The 24,724-nt window shown below is 38.5% G+C and carries 21 protein-coding genes; 15 read left to right on the top strand and 6 right to left on the bottom strand.

The features are described from left to right. Position 1: 1 nt before the first annotated feature. Genes CA2015_RS13250 through ftsZ form a run of 11 tightly spaced genes read left to right on the top strand, consistent with a single transcriptional unit; the run spans position 2 to position 13,921 of the window. On the top strand, positions 2-388 hold the full coding sequence (locus CA2015_RS13250) for an FtsL-like putative cell division protein (RefSeq protein WP_048642345.1): 387 nt from the start codon (positions 2-4) through the stop codon (positions 386-388). Further along, positions 385-2,493 carry a penicillin-binding protein gene (locus tag CA2015_RS13245; protein ID WP_048642344.1) on the top strand — a complete coding sequence of 703 codons (2,109 nt, stop codon included), beginning with the start codon at positions 385-387 and terminating at the stop codon, positions 2,491-2,493. The genes CA2015_RS13250 and CA2015_RS13245 overlap by 4 nt, the downstream gene beginning before the upstream one ends. Continuing rightward, positions 2,490-3,956 (top strand): UDP-N-acetylmuramoyl-L-alanyl-D-glutamate--2,6-diaminopimelate ligase, encoded by a 1,467-nt coding sequence (locus CA2015_RS13240; RefSeq protein WP_084011764.1) that lies wholly within the window; start codon positions 2,490-2,492, stop codon positions 3,954-3,956. Before CA2015_RS13245 ends, CA2015_RS13240 begins: the two co-directional genes overlap by 4 nt. 1 nt (position 3,957) lies before the next feature. Continuing rightward, positions 3,958-5,169, top strand: coding sequence for a phospho-N-acetylmuramoyl-pentapeptide-transferase (gene mraY / locus CA2015_RS13235; RefSeq protein WP_048642343.1), 1,212 nt, complete (start codon positions 3,958-3,960; stop codon positions 5,167-5,169). After that, a complete protein-coding gene (gene murD / locus CA2015_RS13230; protein WP_048642342.1) occupies positions 5,170-6,516 on the top strand; it encodes a UDP-N-acetylmuramoyl-L-alanine--D-glutamate ligase in 1,347 nt (448 codons plus the stop codon). Continuing rightward, positions 6,516-7,685 (top strand): FtsW/RodA/SpoVE family cell cycle protein, encoded by a 1,170-nt coding sequence (locus CA2015_RS13225; protein ID WP_048642341.1) that lies wholly within the window; start codon positions 6,516-6,518, stop codon positions 7,683-7,685. Before murD ends, CA2015_RS13225 begins: the two co-directional genes overlap by 1 nt. Positions 7,686-7,689: 4 nt before the next feature. Beyond that, positions 7,690-8,802 carry an undecaprenyldiphospho-muramoylpentapeptide beta-N-acetylglucosaminyltransferase gene (gene murG, locus CA2015_RS13220; protein WP_240477794.1) on the top strand — a complete coding sequence of 371 codons (1,113 nt, stop codon included), beginning with the start codon at positions 7,690-7,692 and terminating at the stop codon, positions 8,800-8,802. After that, positions 8,799-10,199, top strand: coding sequence for a UDP-N-acetylmuramate--L-alanine ligase (gene murC, locus CA2015_RS13215; RefSeq protein WP_048642340.1), 1,401 nt, complete (start codon positions 8,799-8,801; stop codon positions 10,197-10,199). Before murG ends, murC begins: the two co-directional genes overlap by 4 nt. Next, positions 10,189-10,953: a cell division protein FtsQ/DivIB gene (locus CA2015_RS13210; RefSeq protein WP_048642339.1), complete on the top strand. Its 765-nt coding sequence runs from the start codon at positions 10,189-10,191 to the stop codon at positions 10,951-10,953. The genes murC and CA2015_RS13210 overlap by 11 nt, the downstream gene beginning before the upstream one ends. Before the next feature lie 11 nt (positions 10,954-10,964). Continuing rightward, positions 10,965-12,281 (top strand): cell division protein FtsA, encoded by a 1,317-nt coding sequence (gene ftsA, locus CA2015_RS13205; RefSeq protein ID WP_048642338.1) that lies wholly within the window; start codon positions 10,965-10,967, stop codon positions 12,279-12,281. A 53-nt stretch (positions 12,282-12,334) separates the two neighbouring features. Then, on the top strand, positions 12,335-13,921 hold the full coding sequence (gene ftsZ / locus CA2015_RS13200) for a cell division protein FtsZ (RefSeq protein WP_048644513.1): 1,587 nt from the start codon (positions 12,335-12,337) through the stop codon (positions 13,919-13,921). 3 nt (positions 13,922-13,924) lie between these two features. On the opposite strand, the gene CA2015_RS13195 is transcribed toward ftsZ, so the two are convergent. Next, positions 13,925-14,449 carry an NADPH-dependent FMN reductase gene (locus CA2015_RS13195; protein ID WP_048642337.1) on the bottom strand — a complete coding sequence of 175 codons (525 nt, stop codon included), beginning with the start codon at positions 14,447-14,449 and terminating at the stop codon, positions 13,925-13,927. A gap of 272 nt (positions 14,450-14,721) precedes the next feature. Between CA2015_RS13195 and CA2015_RS13190 the strand changes: the two genes are divergently transcribed. From CA2015_RS13190 to CA2015_RS13175, 4 genes are all read left to right on the top strand, one after another. Further along, a complete protein-coding gene (locus tag CA2015_RS13190) occupies positions 14,722-15,558 on the top strand; it encodes a purine-nucleoside phosphorylase (RefSeq protein WP_048642336.1) in 837 nt (278 codons plus the stop codon). A 164-nt stretch (positions 15,559-15,722) separates the two neighbouring features. Further along, positions 15,723-16,388, top strand: a complete 666-nt coding sequence (locus CA2015_RS13185) for an SDR family oxidoreductase (protein WP_048642335.1) — start codon at positions 15,723-15,725, stop codon at positions 16,386-16,388. 80 nt (positions 16,389-16,468) lie between these two features. Next, the gene (locus CA2015_RS13180) at positions 16,469-17,635 is read left to right on the top strand and encodes an FG-GAP repeat domain-containing protein (protein WP_205749761.1); all 1,167 of its coding nucleotides are present in this window, start codon (positions 16,469-16,471) and stop codon (positions 17,633-17,635) included. Between the two features lie 44 nt (positions 17,636-17,679). Further along, the gene (locus CA2015_RS13175; protein WP_157470468.1) at positions 17,680-18,732 is read left to right on the top strand and encodes a DUF3500 domain-containing protein; all 1,053 of its coding nucleotides are present in this window, start codon (positions 17,680-17,682) and stop codon (positions 18,730-18,732) included. Positions 18,733-19,049: 317 nt separating this feature from the next. On the opposite strand, the gene CA2015_RS13170 is transcribed toward CA2015_RS13175, so the two are convergent. From CA2015_RS13170 to CA2015_RS25430, 5 genes are all read right to left on the bottom strand, one after another. Next, positions 19,050-19,652 (bottom strand): YkgJ family cysteine cluster protein, encoded by a 603-nt coding sequence (locus CA2015_RS13170; RefSeq protein ID WP_048642334.1) that lies wholly within the window; start codon positions 19,650-19,652, stop codon positions 19,050-19,052. 526 nt (positions 19,653-20,178) lie between these two features. Next, positions 20,179-20,679, bottom strand: coding sequence for a GreA/GreB family elongation factor (locus CA2015_RS13165; protein ID WP_048642333.1), 501 nt, complete (start codon positions 20,677-20,679; stop codon positions 20,179-20,181). 413 nt (positions 20,680-21,092) lie between these two features. Then, positions 21,093-21,848 (bottom strand): DUF5995 family protein, encoded by a 756-nt coding sequence (locus tag CA2015_RS13160; RefSeq protein WP_048642332.1) that lies wholly within the window; start codon positions 21,846-21,848, stop codon positions 21,093-21,095. Between the two features lie 608 nt (positions 21,849-22,456). Continuing rightward, positions 22,457-23,746, bottom strand: a complete 1,290-nt coding sequence (locus tag CA2015_RS13155) for an SGNH/GDSL hydrolase family protein (RefSeq protein WP_048642331.1) — start codon at positions 23,744-23,746, stop codon at positions 22,457-22,459. A 625-nt stretch (positions 23,747-24,371) separates the two neighbouring features. Further along, a complete protein-coding gene (locus CA2015_RS25430) occupies positions 24,372-24,569 on the bottom strand; it encodes a site-specific integrase (protein WP_084011763.1) in 198 nt (65 codons plus the stop codon). Between the last annotated feature and the right edge of the window lie 155 nt (positions 24,570-24,724).

Genomic DNA, 24,724 nt, shown 5'->3' with positions numbered 1-24,724 from the left:
CATGGGAGTAAACACATTTAAAAATAAGAAACCGATCAAATCATCCCGGGATCAAAAAAAATCCAGGTTTAATCCATTTGCTTTCATAGAGCGAAAAATGGATGTAAGCGCACTTGTAGGCGAAAATGTACCAATCAAATTGGTTCTCCCTCTTTTGTACGCTTCATTTTTAGCCATGGTATACATATGGAGCAACTATAAAGCTGAGAATACAATTAGAAAAATCGACAAGCTTCAACAGGAGGTGGAAGATCTGCGTGCAGATGTAACCACCCTAGAAGCAGAATACATGTATGCAAGTAAGCAATCTGAAGTAGCAAAAAAAATTCAGCCTTTGGGCATCATTGAAATAGAGGAACCCCCACAGAAAATAGTATTGGAAAAGTGAATATAAAAAAATCCATATTGCTCCGTGTAAGGCTTTCCTTTTTGGCAGTAACCCTTATTGCCTGTTCTATTTTTTATAGAATAGGCTTTATTCAAATGGTTGATGGTGATAGATGGCGCCAGTTATCCGAAGACATTAACCTACAATACCGACCAGTAAAAGCTACCAGAGGAAACATCTATGGTACAGATGGAAGCCTATTGGCTACAAGTCTACCTTTTTATAGAGTAGCCATAGACCCTTCTATTGATAAGAGCCCTTATTGGAAAGCTAGTGTGGATTCACTATCTCAAAACCTTGCTAATTTTTATAAAGATAGATCTGCCAACGCATACAAAAGGATGATTCTGGACGCCAGAAATCAAGAGAAGAAATACTTAATATTAAATAGGAGACAAATTAATTATCAAGAAAAAATGATAATGTCTCAATGGCCCATCTTCAAAAAAGGAAGAATGGGAGGTGGTGTGATTTTCGAGAAAATTGATAAAAGATATCGCCCATTTAAAAATTTAGCAGGAAGAACAGTCGGTTTTTTAAATGAGGACCAATATGGTGCAGGTTTGGAATACAGCTTTAATGAATACCTGCAGGGAAGAAATGGTGAAGCCTTATTTCAGAAAATCGTGGGAGGTAGCTGGAAGCCCTTGCACGATGCTGATGACATCAAACCTACTGATGGATTTGACATCGTCACTACATTGGATGTTAACATACAAGATGTAGCTGAATCTGTTTTATTAAGGCAATTGATCAACAAAGATGCAGCTTTTGGATCAGTGATTGTGATGGAGGTAGCGACAGGTCATATCAAAGCTATTGCCAATCTAGAAAAAAACAAGAACTCCTATGGCTACGGTGAATACTATAATTATGCCGTGGGTGAACAAGGCTTGACAGAACCTGGATCTACTTTCAAATTGCTCTCCATGATGGCATTACTTGAAGAAGGTAAGATCAATTTAAATGACAGTATAGATACTGGAAACGGAAGTTATAAATTTTATGACAGGTACATGAGGGATGCCAAACATGGAGGTTATGGCATGCTTTCTATTCGGGATGTTTTCGAAAAATCCTCAAATGTCGGCATCTCAAAATTAGTAGATGAACATTTTGGACACCAACCTCAGCGATTCATCGATTACATTGAAAAAGCGAAGCTAGACAAACCTCTAGGATTTCAGTTAAAAGGTGAAGGCATTCCTTACTTCAAGCATCCTGATGACAAAAACTGGTATGGCACAACTTTACCATGGATGTCTATTGGTTATGAATTAAAGATTACTCCATTACAAACATTGGCCTTTTACAATGCCATCGCAAATGGAGGCACCATGGTGAAGCCCATGATTGTACAGCAAATCTCAAGAGGAAATACCATCGAGGAAAGGTTCAAAACAGAAATTTTAGTAAAAAACATTGCTTCTACAAAAACTATCCGCCAACTCCAGGATTTACTTCAAGGAGTAGTAGAAAAAGGTACTGCCAGAAATATTTCTACCGATACCTATGCTATTGCTGGTAAAACAGGTACTGCGCAAAAATTAATTAACGGGAAATACACACAGAAGTATTATACCTCTTTCGCAGGATATTTTCCAGCGGATCAACCGAAATACAGTGCCATAGTGGTAATTGACAGCCCCAATGGATTCAATGCCTATGGTGGGGATATCTCAGCTCCTGTATTTAAAGAGATTGCTGATAAAATTTATGCCCAGGACATGAGCATACAACGGAAAGAAACAGAGAAAAGTGAATTTCAACGTGTCAATAACGATGAGTTCCCTTACATAAGAGCGGGAAAAGCTGAAGAGTTGCAAATGATATGTAATAGCATGGGCATCTCCAATCATTATGCAGGAAATGAAACATGGGTTCAATCCAGGGTTTCCAATAAATCCATACAGTGGGTAGGAAATGCTGTTGAAAAACCTGTGGTGCCAGATGTTACGGGCATGACCTTAAGAGATGCCATTTATATATTAGAGAACAAAGGATTTAGAGTGGAATTCTCAGGATCTGGAAGGGTAAGTTCCCAATCCTTATCTAAAGGAACAAGCTATAAAAATGAACAAATCATTAAATTATCTTTGAGTTGAGCCAACAGTTAAAGGACATATTGTACAAAGTTTCATTGGTTTCTACCAAAGGAAATATGGAGGTAGACATCAGTCAACTTACATTTGACAGTAGAGAAGTCAATGAAGGTGCTGTGTTTATTGCCATTGCTGGCACGCAAGTGGATGGACACGCTTATATTGAGAAAGCCATAACTAAAGGTGCTATGGCGATAGTATGTGAACATTTACCAGAAGACCTGGTAGAAGGGATCACCTACGTTCAGGTAGTAAACGCTCCTAAAGCTATGGGATTGATGGCCGCCAATTTTTACGGGAACCCATCAGAAAAAATTAAGATTGTTGCGGTAACAGGTACAAATGGAAAAACCACCACCGTAACCTTATTGCATCAATTGTATACAGAACTGGGTTATTCCACAGGGCTATTATCGACAGTTGAAAATAAAATCAAGGAGGAAATAATTCCTGCAAGTCATACTACCCCTGATTCCATTTCAATTAATAAACTGCTGGTCAAGATGCTTGAAGCAGGCTGTACCCATTGTTTTATGGAAGCCAGTTCTCATGCCATAATCCAAGAAAGAACGGCAGGGTTGAAATTTACAGGGGCTCTGTTTACGAATTTATCTCATGATCATTTGGATTATCATGGTGACTTTGACCATTACATAAAGGCGAAGAAAAAACTGTTTGACGAATTACCCAAAGAGGCTTTTGCATTGGTCAATGCCGATGACAAAAGGGGCCTTGTAATGCTTCAGAACACCAAAGCCAAACACTACACTTTTGCCTTAAAGTATCCTGCAGACTTTAAGGCCCGAATTATCGACAACTCCATACAAGGTCTTGAGATGGACCTTGGTGGGAAATCCGTATGGTTCAGACTTACTGGAGAATTCAATGCTTACAACCTTCTTGGTGTATTGGGCATTGCCCAACTCCTAGGGGAGAATGAGGAAGAAGTATTGAGACAGTTATCACTGCTAAAAGGAGCAGAAGGGAGATTTGACATTCTGGTTCAAGGTGGTATCACTGCCATAATCGATTATGCCCATACCCCTGATGCTTTGGAAAACGTTTTAAAAACCATCCAAAAACTTCGTACCGGAACAGAAACTTTGGTTACTGTGGTAGGCTGCGGTGGCAACAGAGACAAAACCAAACGGCCCATGATGGCTAAAATTGCCTGTAAGTTCAGCAATAAGGTCATTCTAACATCTGACAATCCAAGAGAAGAGGACCCTATATCCATCATTAAGGATATGGAAGAAGGTCTCAGCCCAATAGACCAAAGAAAAATCATTTCAATGGAGGATAGAAAATCTGCAATAACTACAGCTTGCCACCTTTGCAAACCTGGTGACATTGTACTTATCGCAGGAAAAGGCCATGAGAAATACCAAGAAATAAAAGGAGTAAAACACCCTTTTGATGACAAAAAAATTGTAAGTGAACTTTTAAAGCTTTTATCTAAGGATTAAGATGCTGTACCACCTTTTTGACTATATCGACCAAACATTTGATTTCCCTGGAGCTGGAGTATTTAAGTATATTTCCTTCAGGGCAGGCATGGCTTCCTTGTTTTCCTTATTGATCACTATCACTTTGGGTAAAACCATTATCGATTGGATCAGAAAAAAATCTATTGGAGAAACGGTAAGAGAACTAGGCCTTCAGGGACAAGTGGAGAAAAAAGGCACTCCTACAATGGGCGGTGTAATGATCATGGCTGCAATAGTAATCCCTACCCTTCTTTTTGCTAATATTTATAATATTTACATCATTCTTTTGCTGGTAACCACACTATGGTTGGGTGCCATCGGCTTTTTGGATGATTACATTAAAGTGTTCAGAAAGAATAAAGAAGGGTTAGCTGGAAAATTTAAAATTGTTGGTCAAGTTGGGATTGGTATCATCGTCGGAACCACCCTTTACTTCCATGAAGATGTAGTAGTAAGAGAATTTCACGATAGCGTATCCATTGAAGAAGGATTGGTGGCTACACCCACCTTTGAGGATGTAAAGTCCATGAAAACAACGATTCCCTTCCTCAAAAACAATGAGCTTAATTATGATGTTGTTTTTGGTTTTTTAGGGGAAAACTTCACCCCTTTTCTCTATATACTATTGGTAATATTTGTAGTTACTGCTGTTTCTAATGGGGCCAATATTACAGATGGAATTGATGGGCTTGCGGCAGGAACTTCCGCAATCATTGGCCTAACTATTGCCATTTATGCCTACATCAGCGGGAACGTCATTTTCTCCCAATATTTAAATGTAATGTTTATCCCTAACTCAGGTGAGTTGGTGATTTTCTGCTCGGCTTTTGTGGGGGCTTGCGTTGGGTTTTTATGGTACAATTCCTACCCTGCTCAAGTGTTTATGGGAGACACAGGGAGTTTGATGATAGGTGGAGTAATCGCCGTACTATCCCTTACCCTAAGGAAAGAATTATTGCTCCCCATTTTATGTGGGATTTTCTTAATCGAACTGCTGTCTGTCATTTTTCAGGTAAGCTATTTTAAGTACACCAAGAAAAAATACGGTGAAGGAAGAAGGATATTCCTGATGTCTCCTCTACACCACCATTATCAGAAAAAAAATATTCCAGAAGCAAAAATTACTGTACGCTTTTGGATTTTAGGAATCTTGTTTGCCATTATGGCCTTGGCAACATTAAAATTAAGGTAAATGCAGAAGACTGTAATTTTAGGATCCGGAGAAAGTGGCTTTGGCGCTGCTTTGTTAGCCCATAAGCATGGGCACAGGGTTTTTGTGTCTGATGCGGGAAAGATTAATGAGAAGAGAAAAAGGGTCTTTCTAGATAAAAACATTGCATTTGAAGAAGGGAAACACAGTTTACCACTTCTTTTGGATGCTCAAACCATCATAAAATCACCTGGGATTTCATTTGAAGCTCCACTGGTTGTACAATTATTAGAAGCTGGAATAGAAGTCATAGATGAGTTAGAATTTGCCAACAGGTTTTCTAAAGGAAAGGTAATCGCAATCACCGGAACCAATGGAAAAACCACCACTACCTTACTGATTTACCACCTGATGAAAAGTGCAGGAATGGATGTGGGCATAGGTGGAAATGTAGGTCAAAGTTGGGCTTTACAGTTGGTAGAGAAGGATTACAGCTGGTGGGTTTTGGAAGTTAGCAGTTTCCAAATCGAAGGATTTGTAGATTTAAAACCAAAGATCGCGGTTTTATTAAACATTACCCCAGATCATTTGGATCGGTATCATTATGAGCTCGAGAAATATGCCGCAGCCAAAATGAAACTTACTGACAACATGAATGAAGAGGACTGTTTGGTCTTCCACGAACCTGATCAGAACATCATAAAGGCCATGGTAGGAATGAAAGGCAAACCTACCCTTGCCCCTATAGCACTGAATAAACAAGCTAAAACAAGAGCTTATGTTTCTAATAAAGAACTAAATCTTGAATTGAAAGATGCAAACTGGAGTTGGCCGATCAGTGAAATGGTCCTTCAAGGGGAACATAATTTAATCAACTCCCTAGCTGCCACCTTAGCTACTGCATTGGCTGGAGTTCCTACAAGTGAAGTAGGCCCGGCACTTAAAAGCTTTGTTAATGCAGCCCATAGAATGGAACATGTGGCAGATGTCAATAACATCAAGTTTATCAATGACAGTAAAGGCACCAATGTAGATGCAACAGCCTTTGCGCTTAGTGCTTTTAAGGAACCGTTGATTTGGATAGCTGGAGGAGTGGATAAAGGGAATGATTACAGTTTACTGTATGACAAAGTAATAGATCATGTCAAGTTGCTCATTTGCTTAGGTAAGGAAAATGAAAAATTGAAAATGGCTTTCTCAGGAAAAATCCCAGTCATTCTAACTACGGAAGACATTAAGGAAGCCGTACAATTGGCATTAGCGCATGGAAAGCCAGGAGATGTGGCCTTATTATCCCCTGCTTGCGCAAGTTTTGATTTATTCAAAAACTACGAAGACAGAGGAGATCAATTCAAAGAGGCTGTAATAAGTTTAAAGGATATAAATTAATGACAAAAGTAAAAACCTGGCTGGAAGACAATTTAAAAGGCGACCTAATTATTTGGGGAATAGTCCTTCTATTGTCGCTTATCAGTATCCTGGCTGTTTATTCAGCCACAGGTTCTCTTGCTTATAGAAAAATGGGTGGCAACACTGAAATTTATCTATTTAAGCACAGTGCCTTGATCCTTGCCAGTTTGGTTGTAATGTGGGCGGTTCACAATATTCCTTACAAATACTTTTCCAAACTAAGTCTATTTGCACTTTGGGTAAGTGTGCCTTTACTTATGATCACCTACCTGTTTGGATCTACCATCAATGAAGCCAATAGGTGGCTGACTGTCCCAATTATAAACCAGGCTTTCCAACCTTCTGATTTGGCTAAGCTGGCACTTATATCTGCAGTAGCAGGCATGCTGGCAAAAAGGCAAAGAAAGATTACAGATATTAAAGGAACATTTATACCCATTATTATCTGGATTGGAATTATCTGCTTGTTGATTGCCATGGCAAATATGTCCACGGCAGTCATGCTACTTGCGACCTGCTTGTTACTTATGTTTATTGGTCGAGTGCCTTTAAAATACCTATTGGTGGTAGGCATGGTAGGGGCATTGGTGCTTTCTACCGCCATATTGATGGGACAAAGGGGTGGTGTTTTCTTTGCAAGAATTGAAAAGTTTTTTGACGATGATCCTGCTGCAATCTCTTTTCAGGCCAAGCATTCCTATATCGCTATTGCTACAGGAGGCATTACTGGAAAAGGGCCGGGAAATAGTGAACAAAGGAATATTCTTCCTCACCCCTATTCCGATTTCATTTTTGCGATCATCGTAGAAGAATATGGTATGATCGGCGGAGGATTTGTTTTATTTCTCTACCTGGCATTACTCTACCGAGGCATGCGGGTGGTCGCAATATCCACCCGACCCTTTGGCGGATTATTATCAGCAGGATTAAGTTTTTCGCTGGTAATACAAGCCATGATAAATATGGGCGTAGCCGTTGGAATGGTTCCCATCACAGGACTCCCCTTACCCATGGTAAGTATGGGGGGGACCTCCCTAATATTCACAGGAATATCCTTGGGAATTATTTTAAGTATTAGTAGAGGGGATCATGAAGATGCCTTTGTAAATGAACAAAAATCAATCAATAGAAAAGTTAAAGTAGCTTAATAAATTGAATAATACTGGAGAAACATATCGAATCATTATTAGTGGTGGAGGCACTGGTGGACATATCTACCCTGCCATTGCTATCGCTAAAGCTTGGAACGAAAAGTATCCAGAAAGTGAAGTGCTTTTTGTAGGTGCTGAAGGTAAAATGGAAATGCAAAAGGTTCCAGAAGCCGGCTACAAAATAGAAGGATTAAAAATTGCAGGATTAAAAAGAAAACTTACACTTGAAAATCTAAGCTTTCCTTTTAAGTTGCTGGACAGCCTCCAAAAAGCCAAAAAATTGATCAAAAATTTTGACCCACACTTGGTGGTTGGTGTCGGAGGATATGCAAGTGGACCAGTCCTATTTGCTGCTCAGCGTAAAGGATTGCCAACTTTAATACAAGAACAAAACAGCTATGCTGGTTTGACAAATAAATTATTGGCAAAAAATGCAAATGCCATCTGTGTGGCTTATCCTGACATGGATCGATATTTTCCGGGAGATAAAATCAAGTACACCGGTAACCCGGTTAGAAAGGACATTCTCTCGATTGAAGATAAAAAAGCAATGGCTTTGTCCCATTTTGGACTTGACCCTAAAGCCCCAGTAATCCTCTCCATCGGAGGAAGCTTGGGAGCCAGAACACTCAATCAGGCTCTTCTCCACACAATGGCAGATTTTGAGTCCAAAGGGTATCAGGTTTTATGGCAAACAGGAAAGTTCTATTATGAGAAGACCATCGCGCAAGTAAAAGCATCTGCTGTCAAAGGGATCTACCCTTTGGAGTTTATCAAAGACATGGACCTTGCCTATGCTGCAGCAGATATAGTAATATCCCGCTCCGGAGCATTATCGGTTTCGGAATTAAGCCTGGTAGGAAAACCTGTGATCTTTATTCCTTCTCCTAATGTGGCCGAAGACCACCAAACTAAAAATGCCATGGCCTATGTTTCGCAAAAAGCGGCATTGATACTTAAAGATGGGGAAGCCATAGAACAATTAGGACCCATGGTACATTCCTTGCTTACTGACCAGGCTAAACGAAATGAATTGTCAATGGCAATAAAAAAGCTGGCCAAGCCTGAGGCGGCTAAGGATATTGTAAAAGTAATGGAAGAATTGATACAATGAATTTAAAAAACTTACATAGCGTCTATTTTCTAGGTATAGGTGGCATTGGCATGAGTGCCATCGCCAGGTGGTTCAATCATATTGGTGTTCCTGTATATGGATATGACAAAACGCCTTCACCATTGACCGAAGCCCTCGAGTCAGAAGGAATGCAAATAAGTTATGTGGATGAGAGTAGCCACATTCCTGAGCCATTTAAGAATTCCGGGTCGGACAAATTAATCGTATGGACCCCTGCCGTACCTCAGACTAGTGTTTTGTACAAGTATTTTGAAGCAAATGATTTTGCTATCAAAAAAAGGGCCGCAGTATTGGGGTTAATTACCCGAAACATGGAGTCTGTTGCAATAGCAGGCACGCACGGTAAAACCACTACTTCTTCCATGGTAGCTCATTTGCTAAAACATGCTGGACACAATACCGCTGCGTTTTTAGGAGGCCTTACCCAAAATTATAAAAACAACCTTATCCTTCATGACGAAGGAAGTACCGAGGCCCCTGTGGTGGTGGTAGAAGCCGATGAATTTGATCGTTCTTTTCTCCAATTACACCCAGACTTGAGCATAGTTACCAGCATAGATCCTGATCATTTGGATATTTACGGAGACGCCGAACAATTAATATCGGGTTTTGCGGCATTCATTAAGCTCACCAATCCAATAGGAAAATTGATTATTCATCAAAACGCCTATGAGAAGGTCAGGAACAAGGAAATTGGGAGCTCAAAAATTTACCAGTATGGCTTAAACTCTGGGAATATTCATGCTGACAACATCAAGGTTGGCACCAACTCATTTTCCTTTGACTATGTAGCAGAGGATCAGCGAATCGATGGTTTAGTATTGGAAGTTCCCGGCTTCCACAATATAGAAAACGCGCTAGCTGCAGTGGCTGTAGCCGTTCATTATGGGCTTTCAAAAGAGGCAATAATAGATGGAATAGCCACCTATAAAGGTGTAAAGAGAAGATTTGAAAAAATATACAATAGTGAGCGCATAACCTACATTGACGATTATGCGCATCACCCAGAGGAGATCAAAGCCTTTTTACAATCGGTAAAGGCCATGTATCCTGACAAGAAAATTACCGCGGTATTTCAGCCTCATTTATTTACGCGTACAAGAGATTTTGCCAGCGGCTTTTCAGAAAGCTTGTCCTTGGCTGATTCGGTTATTTTGCTAGACATATACCCTGCTCGAGAGCAGCCTATAGCTGGTATTACTTCCGAGATGTTGCTTCCTAAAATCACTAGTACAAATAAATGGGTGGTTTCAAAAGATGAATTATTGTCCCATTTGGATCAACATACACCAGAGGTTTTGGTGACTATTGGTGCTGGAGATATTGATCGTTTGGTAAAACCAATTGAAAAATGGATAAAAGAGAATGAAAAATAAGGGATGGAAACTTAAAAAATCATTCCTAATGATCGTTTTAGGAATGACATTGGTTGGCTTTATTGCTTTTACAGAGCATAAGACGGAGAACCGTGCGCTTACCGAACTTGAGGTCCATGTAGAGGGGGTGAGTGATGTATACTTTGTTGATGAAAAAGAAGTAACGGAATTATTGACAAATGCATTCCCGGGATTGCTTAGCAATACCTCAAGGGAAAAAGTCTCTATCCATGCTGTAGAAAAAAAAGTAGAAGCACATCCCTTTGTAAAAAAAGCAGAAGTGTTCGAAGATTTAAAGGGAACATTAATGGTGAAAGTTAATCAGCATGTACCAATAGCAAGAATAGTACGACCAATGGCGGCAGATGGGTATATCAGTTCCACTGGAAAAATACTTCCCACCTCATCCAATTACACCACTAGGGTTTTAATCCTAACTGGTAGTAAGGCTGAGGCTTTATTGAAGGAAAACGACCTTTCAATATCCAATGCTCCCTTGTTGGAGTTAATCGAGTACATCAATTCAAATCCATTCTGGACGGCTCAAATTAGCGCCCTAGAATTACTTAGAAATGGAGACATCAACATGTACCAACAAGTTGGGAAACAGGTAATTGAATTTGGTAAGCCTGAAAATATTGAAATGAAGTTTAGAAAAATAAAAACCTATTATAAGAAAATCCTTCCACAAAAAGGATGGAACACTTATGATCGGGTAAATGTAAAATACAAGGATCAAATTATTTGTGAATAATTGTTAGCGCTATGGAAAACGAAAAACTCATTGTAGGACTGGATATTGGCACCACGAAAATATGTGCCATTATAGGTCGAAAGAACGAATATGGAAAACTAGAGGTGTTGGGTATGGGTAAAGCAGTATCTGATGGAGTAATCAGAGGCATCGTTACCAATATTGACAAAACTGTTAATGCAATTACTAAAGCAGTAAATGAAGCTTCAGAAATGTCAAATGTAGATATTGGAGAAGTAATTGTAGGTATAGCTGGCCAGCATATACGCAGCTCCATCCACCATGGTGTAATTATCAGAAACCCAAAAGAAGATGAAATCACTGTAGAGGACGTACGTAGGTTATCCAATGATATGGAAAACATTGTCGTTCCTCCAGGAAATAGCATTATTCACGTAATGCCTCAAGATTATACGGTAGATTATGAGGAAGGCATCCGGGATCCTGTGGGAATGTCTGGCGCTAGAATGGAAGCAGATTTCCACATCATTACCGCCCAATCAGCTGCTATAAACAATATTGATCGTTGTGTAAAACGTGCTAGCCTACAATCCAAAGCTTTGATCCTTGAGCCTTTGGCAAGTTCTTTATCTGTTCTAAGTGATATGGATAAAGAAGCTGGCGTCTGCTTGGTAGATATTGGTGGTGGAACTACCGATGTCGCTATATTTTACGACAACATTATTCGACATACCGCTGTAATTCCCTTTGGAGGAAACATCATTACTGCAGATATTAAAGAAGGTTGCATGGTTATGCAGCATCAGGCAGAACTATTGAAAACAAAATTTGGAAAGGCCATAGCAGAAGAAGCTAATCCAAATGAAATAGTATCTATTCCTGGTTTGCGTAATCGTCCACCGAAAGAGATCTCTGTTAAGAATCTTGCTTCCATCATTCAAGCAAGGATGGAAGAAATAATAGAAATGGTGCAATCTGAAATAGCAACGAGCGGGGTATACAAAAAACTCGCCGGTGGTATTGTTTTGACAGGTGGTGGTTCTTTGCTCCACGGAGTAGGCCCGCTTTTTGAATACATAACTGGACTAGATACCAGAATAGGCTACCCTAATGAACATTTAGGAAAATCTAAAGTCGACGATGTCAAAAGCCCAATGTATGCAACCACTGTAGGGCTGGTTCTAGCTGGTTTTAGAGGTCTGGATGACAGAGAAGACAATTACAGGCAAAAAGAAAGTCAAAAAAGTCCTGTAGAGAAAAAGGGGTTCCGAATGGACCAGAGTGGAAGTGATATCTTCGGATCAATAACAAAAAAATTAAAAAGATTCATTACTGACGATATCGGAGACGACTCCGAAAACTATTGATATCAGAGGTAAATAGAAAAAAAGAATTTAAAAGAGGAAAAATGTCAAGCGATATGAAAGATTATGAATTTGATATTCCAAGAAACCACCGATCGATCATCAAGGTCATTGGTGTAGGAGGAGGTGGTTCCAATGCCGTGAACCACATGTTTAACCAAGGAATAAAGGATGTGGAATTCGTGGTAGTCAATACTGATTCCCAAGCTTTAAAAAGCAGTCCCGTACCTTTAAAACTCCAAATAGGAGCACACCTAACAGAAGGTTTAGGAGCAGGTGCAAATCCTGAAAGAGGGAAAAATGCTGCATTAGAAAGCAAAGACGATATTAGAAAACTTCTGGAAGACAATACCAAAATGGTATTTATCACTGCTGGTATGGGCGGTGGTACTGGTACAGGAGCTGCCCCTGTCATTGCTAAAATTGCAAAAGACATGGACATCCTTACTGTGGGTATCGTTACTGCTCCATTTATTTTTGAAGGAAGGAAAAAAACTTTTTCTGCCCAGGCAGGAATAGAATCCTTAAAAGAGAATTGTGACACTGTATTGGTCATCCTTAATGATAAATTGAGGGATATTTATGGTAATTTGCCTATTCGACAAGCCTTCGGTAAGGCGGATAATATTCTTAGCACAGCGGCAAAATCCATTGCAGAAATCATCACTGAGACACAAGATGTCAACGTGGATTTTGAGGATGTAAAGACTGTAATGAAAGATGCGGGTGCTGCAGTAATGGGTTCAGCAGTAGAAGAAGGAGAAGGAAGAGCTATAAAAGCAGCAGAAAAAGCCATTTCTTCACCTTTGTTGAACAATGTCGACATAAAAGGAGCAGAAAAAATTCTACTTTCTATCATGTCCGGAGAGGACGAAGAACTGTCTATGGACGAGTTGGTGGAAATTACAGAATACATCCAGGAAAGAGCTGGAGATATGGCTGATGTGATTTTTGGTCAAGGTATAGACCCTGACCTTAAAAAGGCAATCCGAGTAACGGTAATTGCCACTGGTTTTGAAACAAAATCATTACCAGCCAAAGCCAGCAAAAACAAAGAAGAAGAGGAGTCAAAAAAAGTGATTGATCTGGAATCAGGCAAAACTTCTAAAGAAGAGGAAGCCTCACTTACAGGGCAGTCAGTAACCTTCACTGTACAACAACCTCCTTTACCTGTTCAGGAAACACCAAAACAGGAAGAAACGGTATACAGTAACACCACTCCCAAGGAAACCCCTCAAAGTGGAATGAATAAACCAGAAGAGGAAGATGATTCAGAGGATTTTGAATTTCATTCTCCTGAACCTAAGAAGGTTTTGACTTTATTTGACAAACCAGAGCAAAATTCACCGGAAAAAAGAGAAACTGAAACTCAGTCTGTGAATCAGGTAGATTATTTCGAACAGATCAAGGAAAAGGCCCTTAAAAGAGCCCATGATCGTTTTGAGAAATTAAGACAAATGAGATCCGTGAATCAGACTCCCGAAGAGTTTAAAGAGAAAATTGAGGTTCCTGCTTATATGAGGAAAAAAATCAAACTTCAGGAAGTTCAACACAGTTCTGAAAGGAGTATTTCAAAATTCAACCTTAATGATGACAATGAAATCATAAGTAACAACAGGTTTTTACATGACAATGTTGATTGACCTTTAAAAGTCAATCAACATTTTTGCCTGCTCATGCAAAAGTGCCATGTACAACCTGTTGGTAACATGATCGTTTGACATATTTTCCTCTATTTTGGCCAATTTAATTTTATTGGCCAAAACATGCATACCCAGGTAATTAAAGATGTCGGTAAGGTGGCTAAGCGCAATGCCACCGCCCCCGATACCTGAAGAAATACCAACTAATGCACACTTTTTAGAAACAAAGCTGTTGGGATAAGTCATGCCATCAATAAAGGATTTTAGTATTCCCGGAAAAGAGCCATTGTATTCAGGAACGATAAAAACAAACTTGCTCCCACTTTTAATTTTGTCATGAATGACATTGTAGGCTTTGTTTTTACCATTGTGTTCATATAGTGCTGTAAAAACAAAATCATCCGGTAATTCGGTAAGGTTAATAATCTCGGACTCGGCACCTTGTTGCGCTAAAATCTCCTGATAAATCACAGCGATTTTCTTTGAAATTGCATTTTTACGGTTGGTACCAACTATTATTTTAATCATAAAGACTCAATTTTAATTCTATTATTACAAGCAAGGAGCGTATAAAGTTTCTTAATTTTAGATTAAACCCAAAATCCGTATTAAAAAATCTATCAGGAGATGAAAATACTGGGCTAACATAAAAGTTTTGCTTGTATAGTTTATCCATAGATAGGCAAAAACAAAAAGGTGAATTACTCGATTGTCTAACAATATCCACACTAAGTACGAGGAATTTACCTATTTTAGTTGAATCTATATTTTACTCTTGATTTCGGAATTGCCAAATTCTTATGCACAAAGACCTCGAAATTTCTTATTTAGAAAAAATAAATCAGGCGGTAGCCTACCTAAAAGAAAAAATAAGCCAAAGTCCAGATACAGGAATAGTTCTAGGAACTGGATTGGGAGGTTTACTCCACGATATTGAAATTATTACCGAAATCCCCTATCAGGAGATCCCCCATTTCCCAATAGCTACAGTCACTTCACACCAAGGAAAATTAATCCTGGGAAGAGTTGAAAACAAAATTATCCTGGCAATGAAAGGCCGATTTCATTATTATGAGGGTTATTCTATGAAGGAAGTGACTTTCCCAATACGGATAATGAAAATGCTAGGTATTCAAACATTAATGCTTTCCAATGCTTCCGGGGGATTAAACCCGGAATTTGAGATTGGAGACATTATGGTCATTGAAGACCATATAGATCTTTTTCCTGAGAATCCATTGCGAGGACAAAATTTGGATCAATTTGGAGATCGTTTTCCTGACATGAGCGAGGCCTATTGCAAAGAAATGATTCAGCTAGCTTCTGAAATTGCCCAGCAAAACAATATTTCCTTGAGAAAAGGAGTATATGCAGGTGTCCAAGGCCCAAACCTTGAAACCCCCGCAGAATACCGGTACCTGCGAACTATTGGTGCAGATGCAGTAGGGATGAGTACCGTACCAGAAGTAATCGTGGCGGCTCAATCTGGAATGAAAGTTTTTGCTGTATCGGCTATCACCGATCTTTGTACCCCAGGAAATATTAAGAAAATAAATCTTCCTGATATTCTCCAAGCAGCTGCCAAAGCAGAACCCTCGATGAGGAAAGTCTTACTTACTCTTCTTAAGTCCTCGTAATCCATAGGTAATTTACAAAAACCTTTCCGGCTCTGTTTAACACTTTTTTCCCTGAGAATAATGGGAATTAGTTTAACGGATTTAAATACTCATTTGCAGGAAATTATCACAAAAGTTAAGTATTGGAACAATTATTGGACACTTTTCATAAAAAATAAATAATTATGGAAAAAGTATTGATAATTGGTGCAAATGGAAATGTCGGACGTATTCTTATTGAAAACCTATCTGAACACCCCGACTACAGTCCGGTAGCTATGGTAAGGAAAGAATCACAAGCAGAAGAATTAAAAAACAAAGGTGTTTCCACAGTTATTGCGGATTTAGAAGAAAATTTCGGCCATGCTTTCCAAGGAATGGATAAAGTTATTTTCGCTGCTGGATCAGGGGCTAAAACAGGCAAGGATAAAACGGATTTAGTAGACAAAAAAGGGGCTATCAGAAGTGTGGATTTTTCGATAAAATACGGTGTGAGGAAATTTATTATGTTGAGTTCAAGAGGAGCTGAAAATGCTGAGAAGGCCGATGAAACAATGCAACATTACCTTCTTGCTAAAAAAGCAGCTGACGAATACCTTAAATCTACCAATCTTCCTTATGCCATTGTTAGGCCGGGAGCATTGACCAATGGCCCTGCTACAGGAAAAATAAAAATAGCGAATATTTTTAATGAGAAAGGAGATATTTCCAGGAAAGATGTAGCCGCCGTTTTGATCCATATGCTAGATCATGGAATAGACGGTACCCAGGTTTTTGAAATTTTAAGTGGTAAGGTAGAAATTGAAGACGCTGTACGTTTATATCTTAAAACTGGACAGGAAGTGACATAAAATTCCATATTTTACAGTTTTTAGCCATTTATAATTTTTTTAGTTAAATTTATTGGTACAATAACCCAATAACCTTAACTATGATAAACTGGTTGATTTATTTATTCTCCTCTGTTGTTTTAAACAACTCACCTGAACCAAATTTTCTAACCCAGGTCCTTGACAGCAATATTCAAATTGGTTACGGGCTTGCTATAGGCGATGTAGACGGGGATGGTAAACCAGATATCTTGCTGGCAGATAAAAAGGAATTTGTCTGGTACAGAAATGGTGACTGGAAGCGCTTTGTAATGGTAAAAGACCTTACCCCCTATGACAATGTTTGTATCGCAGCAAGGGACATTGATGGTGATGGATTGGTGGAAGTAGCAGTAGGAGCGCAATGGAACCCAAGTGAAACTTCAGATGAAGAACAATCAGGGTCTGTTCATTACCTCATCCGACCAGAAGATCCCACTCAAGCTTGGGAGCCGGTAAAACTTCATCATGAACCGACCGTGCATAGAATGCGCTGGGTAAAGGCCAATAATAACTTATTTCATCTGATCATGCTTCCTCTCCATGGACGAGGTAATAAAGGAGGGGCTGGTGAAGGCGTTAAAGTCATCGCCTTTGAAAAACAGGATAAAAAAGGTCGGGATTGGAAACACTGGGTCATAGATCAAAGCATGCATGTAACCCATAATATGGAACCCCTTCCAGTTGGTAATGCTGAAACCCTTTATATTGCTGGGAAAGAAGGTGTGAAAACCTTAACCTACAAAGAGGGAGATTGGAAGCCCAAAGAGAATGATGGATGGTTGATCAACGACTACGGGTTTGGCGAAATTCGCATTGGTAAGGATGCTCGTGGACATCACTTCCTCACAGGGGTTGAGCCATTTCATGGCCCAACTTTGTCTGTTTATACTACTGACAATTCCACCTTTACCAAAAAGAACTTGAATCGCAATGTTCTTACTGCTGCAATGATGCAAGGTCATGGACTCGCCACAGGAGACTTGCTTAATATGGGCACAGATCAGGTATTAGTTGGCTGGAGAGAGCCCAATGATCATGGAGATCTCGGGATCAAGATGTTTGTTCCTCAAAATGATGGCAGTTGGAGTAAACACTGGGTTGATAAAAATGGCATGGCCTGCGAAGACCTAAAAGTCGCAGACCTGGATGGAGATGGAAAAGCAGAAATTATCGCCTCAGGACGATCAACAAAGAATTTAAAAATCTATTGGAACAAAAGTTATTGATCTGGTACAACTTACTTATATAAACCCAAGCTAAAAGCAATTTCATGAAGAATTCCATAAAAATCACCTTCTCAGCCCTCCTACTTACAATAGGAACTGTATTCTGCAGTCAGGCCCAAGATATTTCTCCTCTTGCCAATGATTTCATAGAAAGTTTAAGTCCGGAATTAAAAAAACAAGCCTGTTTTCCTTTCGATCACTCAGAACGATTCAACTGGCATTTTGTTCCTAGGGAAAGAAACGGCCCAACTTTCCACGACTTTGACAAAAACCAAACTGAACATGCCTTAAATTTAATGAGGGCTTCCTTGGGTGTTGCTGGACAAAAAAAGGCAGCAGCCATTATCGAACTCGAAAATGTATTGAGGGAAGTAGAAAACCGGCCTGAAAATGACACCTACAGAGATCCATTAAATTATCATTTTAGTGTTTTTGGTCAACCTTCTTCAGACAAAGCCTGGGGCTGGAGATTGGAAGGACACCATATGTCATTAAATTTCTCCTCTTCAAAAGGATCCATTACTTCCTCCACACCATCCTTTATGGGGTCTAATCCCGGTATTATCCTTTCTGGCCCTCATATGAACAGGCAGGTATTGGAAGATGAAACCAATGTTGGTTTCGAATTATTACATTCCCTGAATGATGCTCAAAAAAAACAAGCCATTTTCGCAGGTAAGGCACCTGCAGACATTATCACATCAAATGACAGAAAGGCTAAAATCTTAGATCAACCAGGAGTAAAGGGTAGCGATCTACTGCCCAATCAACTCTCATTATTAAAAGAACTTGTAGGAATTTACCTTTCCAGGTATACTGCAGAATACCATGCGAAAATGCTGAAAAGAATTGAAAAATCAGGCTGGGGAAATATTTCCTTTGCTTGGGCAGGTTCAGAAATAAATGCTGTTGGTAATCCACACTATTACAGCATACAGGGAGCCGGATTACTGATAGAGTATGACAATGTTCAGAACAATGCCAATCATGTGCATGCTGTAGTGAGAGATCTACAAAATGACTTTGGAGGAGACTTACTTCAGAGCCATTATCTCCAAGATCATTTAGGAAATAAAATAGCGCACAGCGCTGAATAATTAAACCAGACTTTTTGGTTAAGGTGTTTTATAAACCTTAGCTTCACTCCAAATATCTCATAGTTAATACTATGGGATATTTTTTAATTACCGCGAATCTGGGTTAAACCCGGATTATGTAATAGGATTTCTCCGTCCTGACAATAGTCAGGGGTGAAGCCTGTCCCGTGTTTACGGGAAGTGGTGTAATCACAATAAAATCAGGCTATTTGGAGACTGAGTCATAGCACTGCTATGGTGAAATTGAAAACAGCAACGAATTGGCTGATTTTAAAGCGATTTCAGCACGTAATAGATTGTCTATTGCATATTTCGGGTTAAACCACCCTTTTATTAATTTCAGGAGAAGGTCTGTAGGCATAATATTGCAGAACCTCTTCCAATGCCATTTTAAGGGCTTTGTTTATGGGTAAAATTATGTTGCCCATATGAAAATCTATCTGATTCAATTGCATGTAATACGTTGTAAAAATCGGTACATTCAATCCCTTAGAAATGGCCTCTACGGTAGAATTATAATTATTGGCCTGACCTTCTTTGATAATTTTACAAGTGGCCAATCTCAAAACTCCGTATTTGTCTTTATTGGCAGCAAATCCAAACAAGCGACAAATTAAACCGCGGTACTTGTAACTGCTACACCTGCCTTGCCCATTGATGGTTAAAGGCTTGTAAATATGACAGGTTGGACCATGGGCCTCTTCAAGCAGAAGAAGGGTTTTTTCTGCCTCTCCATTCAAAAATAAATGAAAAGCCCAGGGTAAAAACTCTAAAGGAGAGGCTTCAATATCCGGAAAAGTACAACATTTACCACAACCAGCAACACAGCTCATTCCTGATGCCTGTTCAAACTGAGCGATTTCTTGCTCCAATTGATGGAAAAGCTTTTCCACCAATTCCACTCTTCGTTCTATCGACATTATTTTTTATCGAAGGTAGACTTAAAAATGCTATAAGATGATGTTTATTTATAAAAAATCGTGTGGTTTTATTTAGAATCTCCATGAAATTATTTCAGGCCTAAAGGTATAACTCGGTCTAAACCAGAACAAATCAATTCCTGAATCCAAAGAGGGGATAATACAGTCATTTTAATGACCCGAATTTTGATAAATAATTCAAGTAAGTTTGTCTTGAAATTTCTAAGGAATTGTTGTAAACAAATAATATAAGACTATTTGGGATTGCACTTAAGTGTTGCAAATAGATTTAATTTAGGAATTATCATGTATAGCAGTTAGTACATCTCTGCATTAAAAAAAATCTCATGGCACAGGGATAGTTCATAATTGTACCTTGATCTATTCCAAAACCTTCTGCACTTTTCCAATAATTAAATTATTGCCCTAACTATGGCCCACTATGGAGAACCAGAAACAAAATGGTTTCTTCTGAAGTGATTTCAGCACATTATAGATTGTCTTGCCTATTTTAGGTTTAAATATTCTAATAGCTTATCTCCATAATTTCAAAAACCCTATCTGCATTGGCTAGTTTCAAAATTGCTTTGTCTCCAACTTTCTTGTCTATTAATAATCTTGCAATTGGCGAAATAAAGGAGATTTTCCCTTTTGAAACATCTGCTTCATCTACACCTACAATTTGATACCTGTTAAGTTTAGTCTCATCCCCTATTTTGAGGGTTACCATTGCTCCAAACCGCACAACATTTTGAGGCTGCTTGCCAAAATCCACTATTATGGCAGAATTTATTCGGCTATTTAGCAATTGCAATTTTGCGTTGATATGATTAAAGGCAATTCTCCTTTCTTTCTCATTATTGTAGTCCAACTGCTCTCTTTCCGCTATCAACCTTTCCTTTTCTTCCAAAAGTTCATTCAAACCGATCCGGGTTACGTAATTCGATATTCCTTCTGGCAAGTCGGCTCTAGGGGGAACCATAGGAATTTCTTCCTGATCGTCTTCTTTTACAAATCCTCTACTCATGACATTCTTAAGTTTCGTTAAAATTATTTACAACCTGAATTCGAGTTTAGGCGATTTAAAACAGCTTAAATCGTAACTATAAACCCTTTTTTGGGGCCTGATAAGGGAAAGGGAAGGGTAGTTTTGATTTGTATTAGATTACCTTTACTTTCTCGGTTCAAAGAGCCCCAGATTTATATTTTATGGCGCTTACTATGGCTGTGCAGTTTAAGAAGTAGCTACAAAAAGAAAGCCTAAGGTATATTTAAGGAAAAAAAAATTAGATAATTAAACGACTGTTACTTTCGTATTTCAGATTTGAATGTAGAATTACTATTATTAAAAATATTAAGTGGTAAAAAACTTTATGGCTAATTACTACAACCTTTAGCAGGATTTCCTTGAGAGTTTTATTGTTTGTATCAATGTTTGGCCTAATCTGCTTTTAATTCAGAAATGACGGCACTCACTTCTTTTGTTTCAAATTTTTGAATAAACTTGAGTAAAATTCTAATCCCTATTGACTTGGGGGATTGAATGTGTTCGCTTAACTTAAGGACAAAATAGTCAATCTTATTTCTGGTATTTCCACTATGGGCTTCGCCTAGTGACCATAGAAGTTTTGCCGAATTCCAAGAATGTTTACGCGCTTTACGCATGCTAAAGTTTATGATCTTTTCATCTTTATTTTTCCCTATAATGTCTAAAATAATCATTAAGGGTGATACTCGATTAAGTCGGTCTTGCAACTCATTGGTGATCTGAAAAAGGATGTCATTCACTTTATTGAAATCATTTTCTATATCACGGATTTCTCCTCCAGACATTGTTGCTGCTGTGGCCACTGCAAGGTCCAGGTTTATATGAGCATTCATCCCTAACATTATATGTTGCACAATTGTCAATGAATCCCCAACATGGTCAAAAGCATAAGCCCAGGAAGCACTTATAGTTTCGCCTTTTTTATAGGCGCTGTAAGCATCCAGATACAATTTGGCGAAAGCCACATCTAAAGTTTCTAAGCGCGCATTGTTCTCAAAGTGCCCTAAAGCAATCTCGGAAGCGATCTCAAAAGTAGTTCGTCTATAGATATAAGCAAACAAACCTAGTCTGCTATTGGTCTTGATGCTCTCATCAATAATCACATCAAGCTCCTTAATGACATCCTGTATCGTCGTAGTATCTGGCATGTTTAATAAGGATTTCTAACGTAAAAGTATAGCATATTGAACAAGGTCCTAATGGTAACCTTACTTAAGGGAATAAGCTGATACCTATCGTTAGGTGCTTTTAAAGATTTTTTGGTTCAGCCTCAAAGATAGGAAATTATGCAGTTATATGTTTACGCGGAATTTTGCAATAAGATTTTCGAACTTATTTCATAAATTGTGGTAATTGGGCAATAAGGGGCAATTCCTTTACGAAAGGAGCAGATTTACTATCTTTTGTTGGGTTAGGATAAACGACAACATCGATTATTGATCCATTGAATTCAATACTAGTGTGGATTGGGGAAACATTTAACTGAAGAGAATGAATGCTGTCTCAACCAGTTATTGATGTGAAAATTTTCTGATAATTACCTGACTCTGTCAAGCTATCGCTATACCAGTCGGGTATTGAATTTTGGTTTAGAGGGTCATAGTGCTGAAGCAGATATGAAGGATTAACATTTAATTGTAATTGTGCGAAACTGTCAATACCATAATTTATTGAAAATACATCATAAAAAACACCGTCTTCATAATATTAATCCCCATACCAATCAATGGTGTTTCCTTGACATATTATCAGTTGATTAATCAGACAATGTTCCATTCAGAAATATATGTGAAAAAATCAATTCATTTTTATCATATTTCTCAGGATTAGCGTCAAAGTCTGCTTTCCTACTCTCATTATTCAATGAATTTCTTTTTTCTTCTAAAGTTAAAGGTTGACTGGAGGGATAAATTTTCACAATATGCTTCTTCAAATCATTCAATTTCACAAATCTTGACTGCTTTCTATAATAAGAACAATAACCATCCCAGTTAGCAAACTCATTTTTTACTCCATCGACCTCAATAATATACCTTTCTCCTGTTGGACCTACTAATATATCTAAACCCATTTCATTCCCTATAAAGGAAAATTGGTAAGTAGAGCTTGTGTCTTGAGAAACAAAATAGGGATTTTCTATTGGATTAAATTTGTCTAGATAGCTTAACTGTCCAGTTGAATCAACATAATCGTAATTTTTTGATTGTATTACTATACCTTTAACCATCGTTGTGTTTTCATAATTACCGGTAATCAATACAGGCTTTAAAAAATGTTCTTTTACACCTCTCAACGTATCTATCTTCAATAAACATTTTGCTAAAATATCCTTATAAACTTCGTGTCCGAAATCTGTTGGATGAACTTTGTCTGCTGTAAAAACGTATTGTCCAGAACTGTTTAAGAAAGTAGTTTTGTCATAATCGCTGTCATACCAAACAACAGAATCTGATTCAATCCTATTAAAAGTTTGAGGAGTCAATAAAACTGATGGTATGTCATAATATGACGCTATTGAATCATGTTTAGTCGCAGACATATTCATTTTACCGTTTTCACAGGCAGATAATGAAGCTTTATTAACTGTATAAACGAAGCAAATATCTGTATATGGATTTTTTGACCATATTTTACGCACCATTCCTTCCATACTTTTTTCTACATCAGAGGAACTTGCACTGCCATCATTCACTGCAAATTCTATGAAAATCAAGTCAAAATCGGACTTACTCAGTAGATGTTCATCAATTCTAAATACTCCATATTTAGAGTCAGTTCCTCCGATGGCTGCACTGTAGCTGAACAAGTCATTTATGGAGTATTGCTCTTCTAGCCAAGATACTATTTTAGGTCGCCAACCATTTGCCGCAGTGATACTTCCACCTATAAATCCAATTTTAACGTCTTGTTTTGTATTTATCTTATCAAAGAAATTAGGCAGACCTTGTCTTGGTGAAAATTCAGTTGTGTCTTTCAATTCCCACTGAGCAAAGCATTGTAAAGAGATTATCCATATAATACTAGATAGTATAAATTTGCTTTTCATATTCTTGATTATTTAAATAATTTACTTTGCATAATGTCAGTACTGTTTTGCTTGCCCGTAACAATAGGGTATCTAATGTTTGAAGAAGACAATATAAGGACTAGTAACACTTATTCAAATAGCTAGATACCTACTGTTGTAATGCCTTTTTCTTTGCCTTGTAAAAACAGACTCATCTTCTCCTGCTCCTGCGGGCATCTCTAAAGAAAAACGGAGTTGGACAAACTTCCCCTCTTAAATTATTATCTATCAGGGTTTTATTTTCAGTTATGGCTTTTTATGCTTGTATAAGAACCGTTGCTGGAAAGTCAGCTTTTGCGGCTGTTTGTCCTGTCAAATTAAGCAACTCGATGATTTGGTTAAGTGATGACTATTTTTGTTGGAAACTTTCAAAACATGACTGTATACGTCTTTGGTGTTGCTACTGCAGTGTCCTAATAGGACTCGGATCATGCGTAGATTGGTCAATTATTGTAGGTAATGAGTTGCTAAGGAATGTCTGAGCGTATGAGCTGTCGCCAAAGGATTAGCCAAGCTGTTGGTAACTGATGCCCAGAAGATATTTTGGATGCTTTTAGTTGTGTACTGTCCTCCTTCCTGTCCTTCAAAAAGCCAATATGACGGCTTAAATCCACGATAATATGCTCGAAGTTCCTAGTGTAATTTGGGAGAAAGGACCGTTTCTACCATCTTTTAAGTTTTTTTCTCCTTTAATGAACAAGTAACCTTCTTCTGAGTGAATGCCTCTCACCCGCAAGTTGATGGCCTCACTAATCCGAAGTCCGACGCTTTGGATGATTAGCAGAGTCGTCCGATGTTTCATATTAACACACGCCGAATGATTCCTACTATTTCTCCTTTGCTAAGTACGTTTGGCAATAGCGGGGCAAGCATGGGGCGTTAGATCTCATAGCATTCTTGGGGTTTCCCCTAAGAAAATAATCCCACTGATTATCAATATTTTGAAAAAAAATCCTT

Source organism: Cyclobacterium amurskyense (genome assembly GCF_001050135.1).
GTDB lineage: Bacteria > Bacteroidota > Bacteroidia > Cytophagales > Cyclobacteriaceae > Cyclobacterium > Cyclobacterium amurskyense.
The sequence above is the reverse complement of the archived record's forward strand: the minus strand, read 5'-3'. Positions and strand labels throughout refer to the sequence as shown.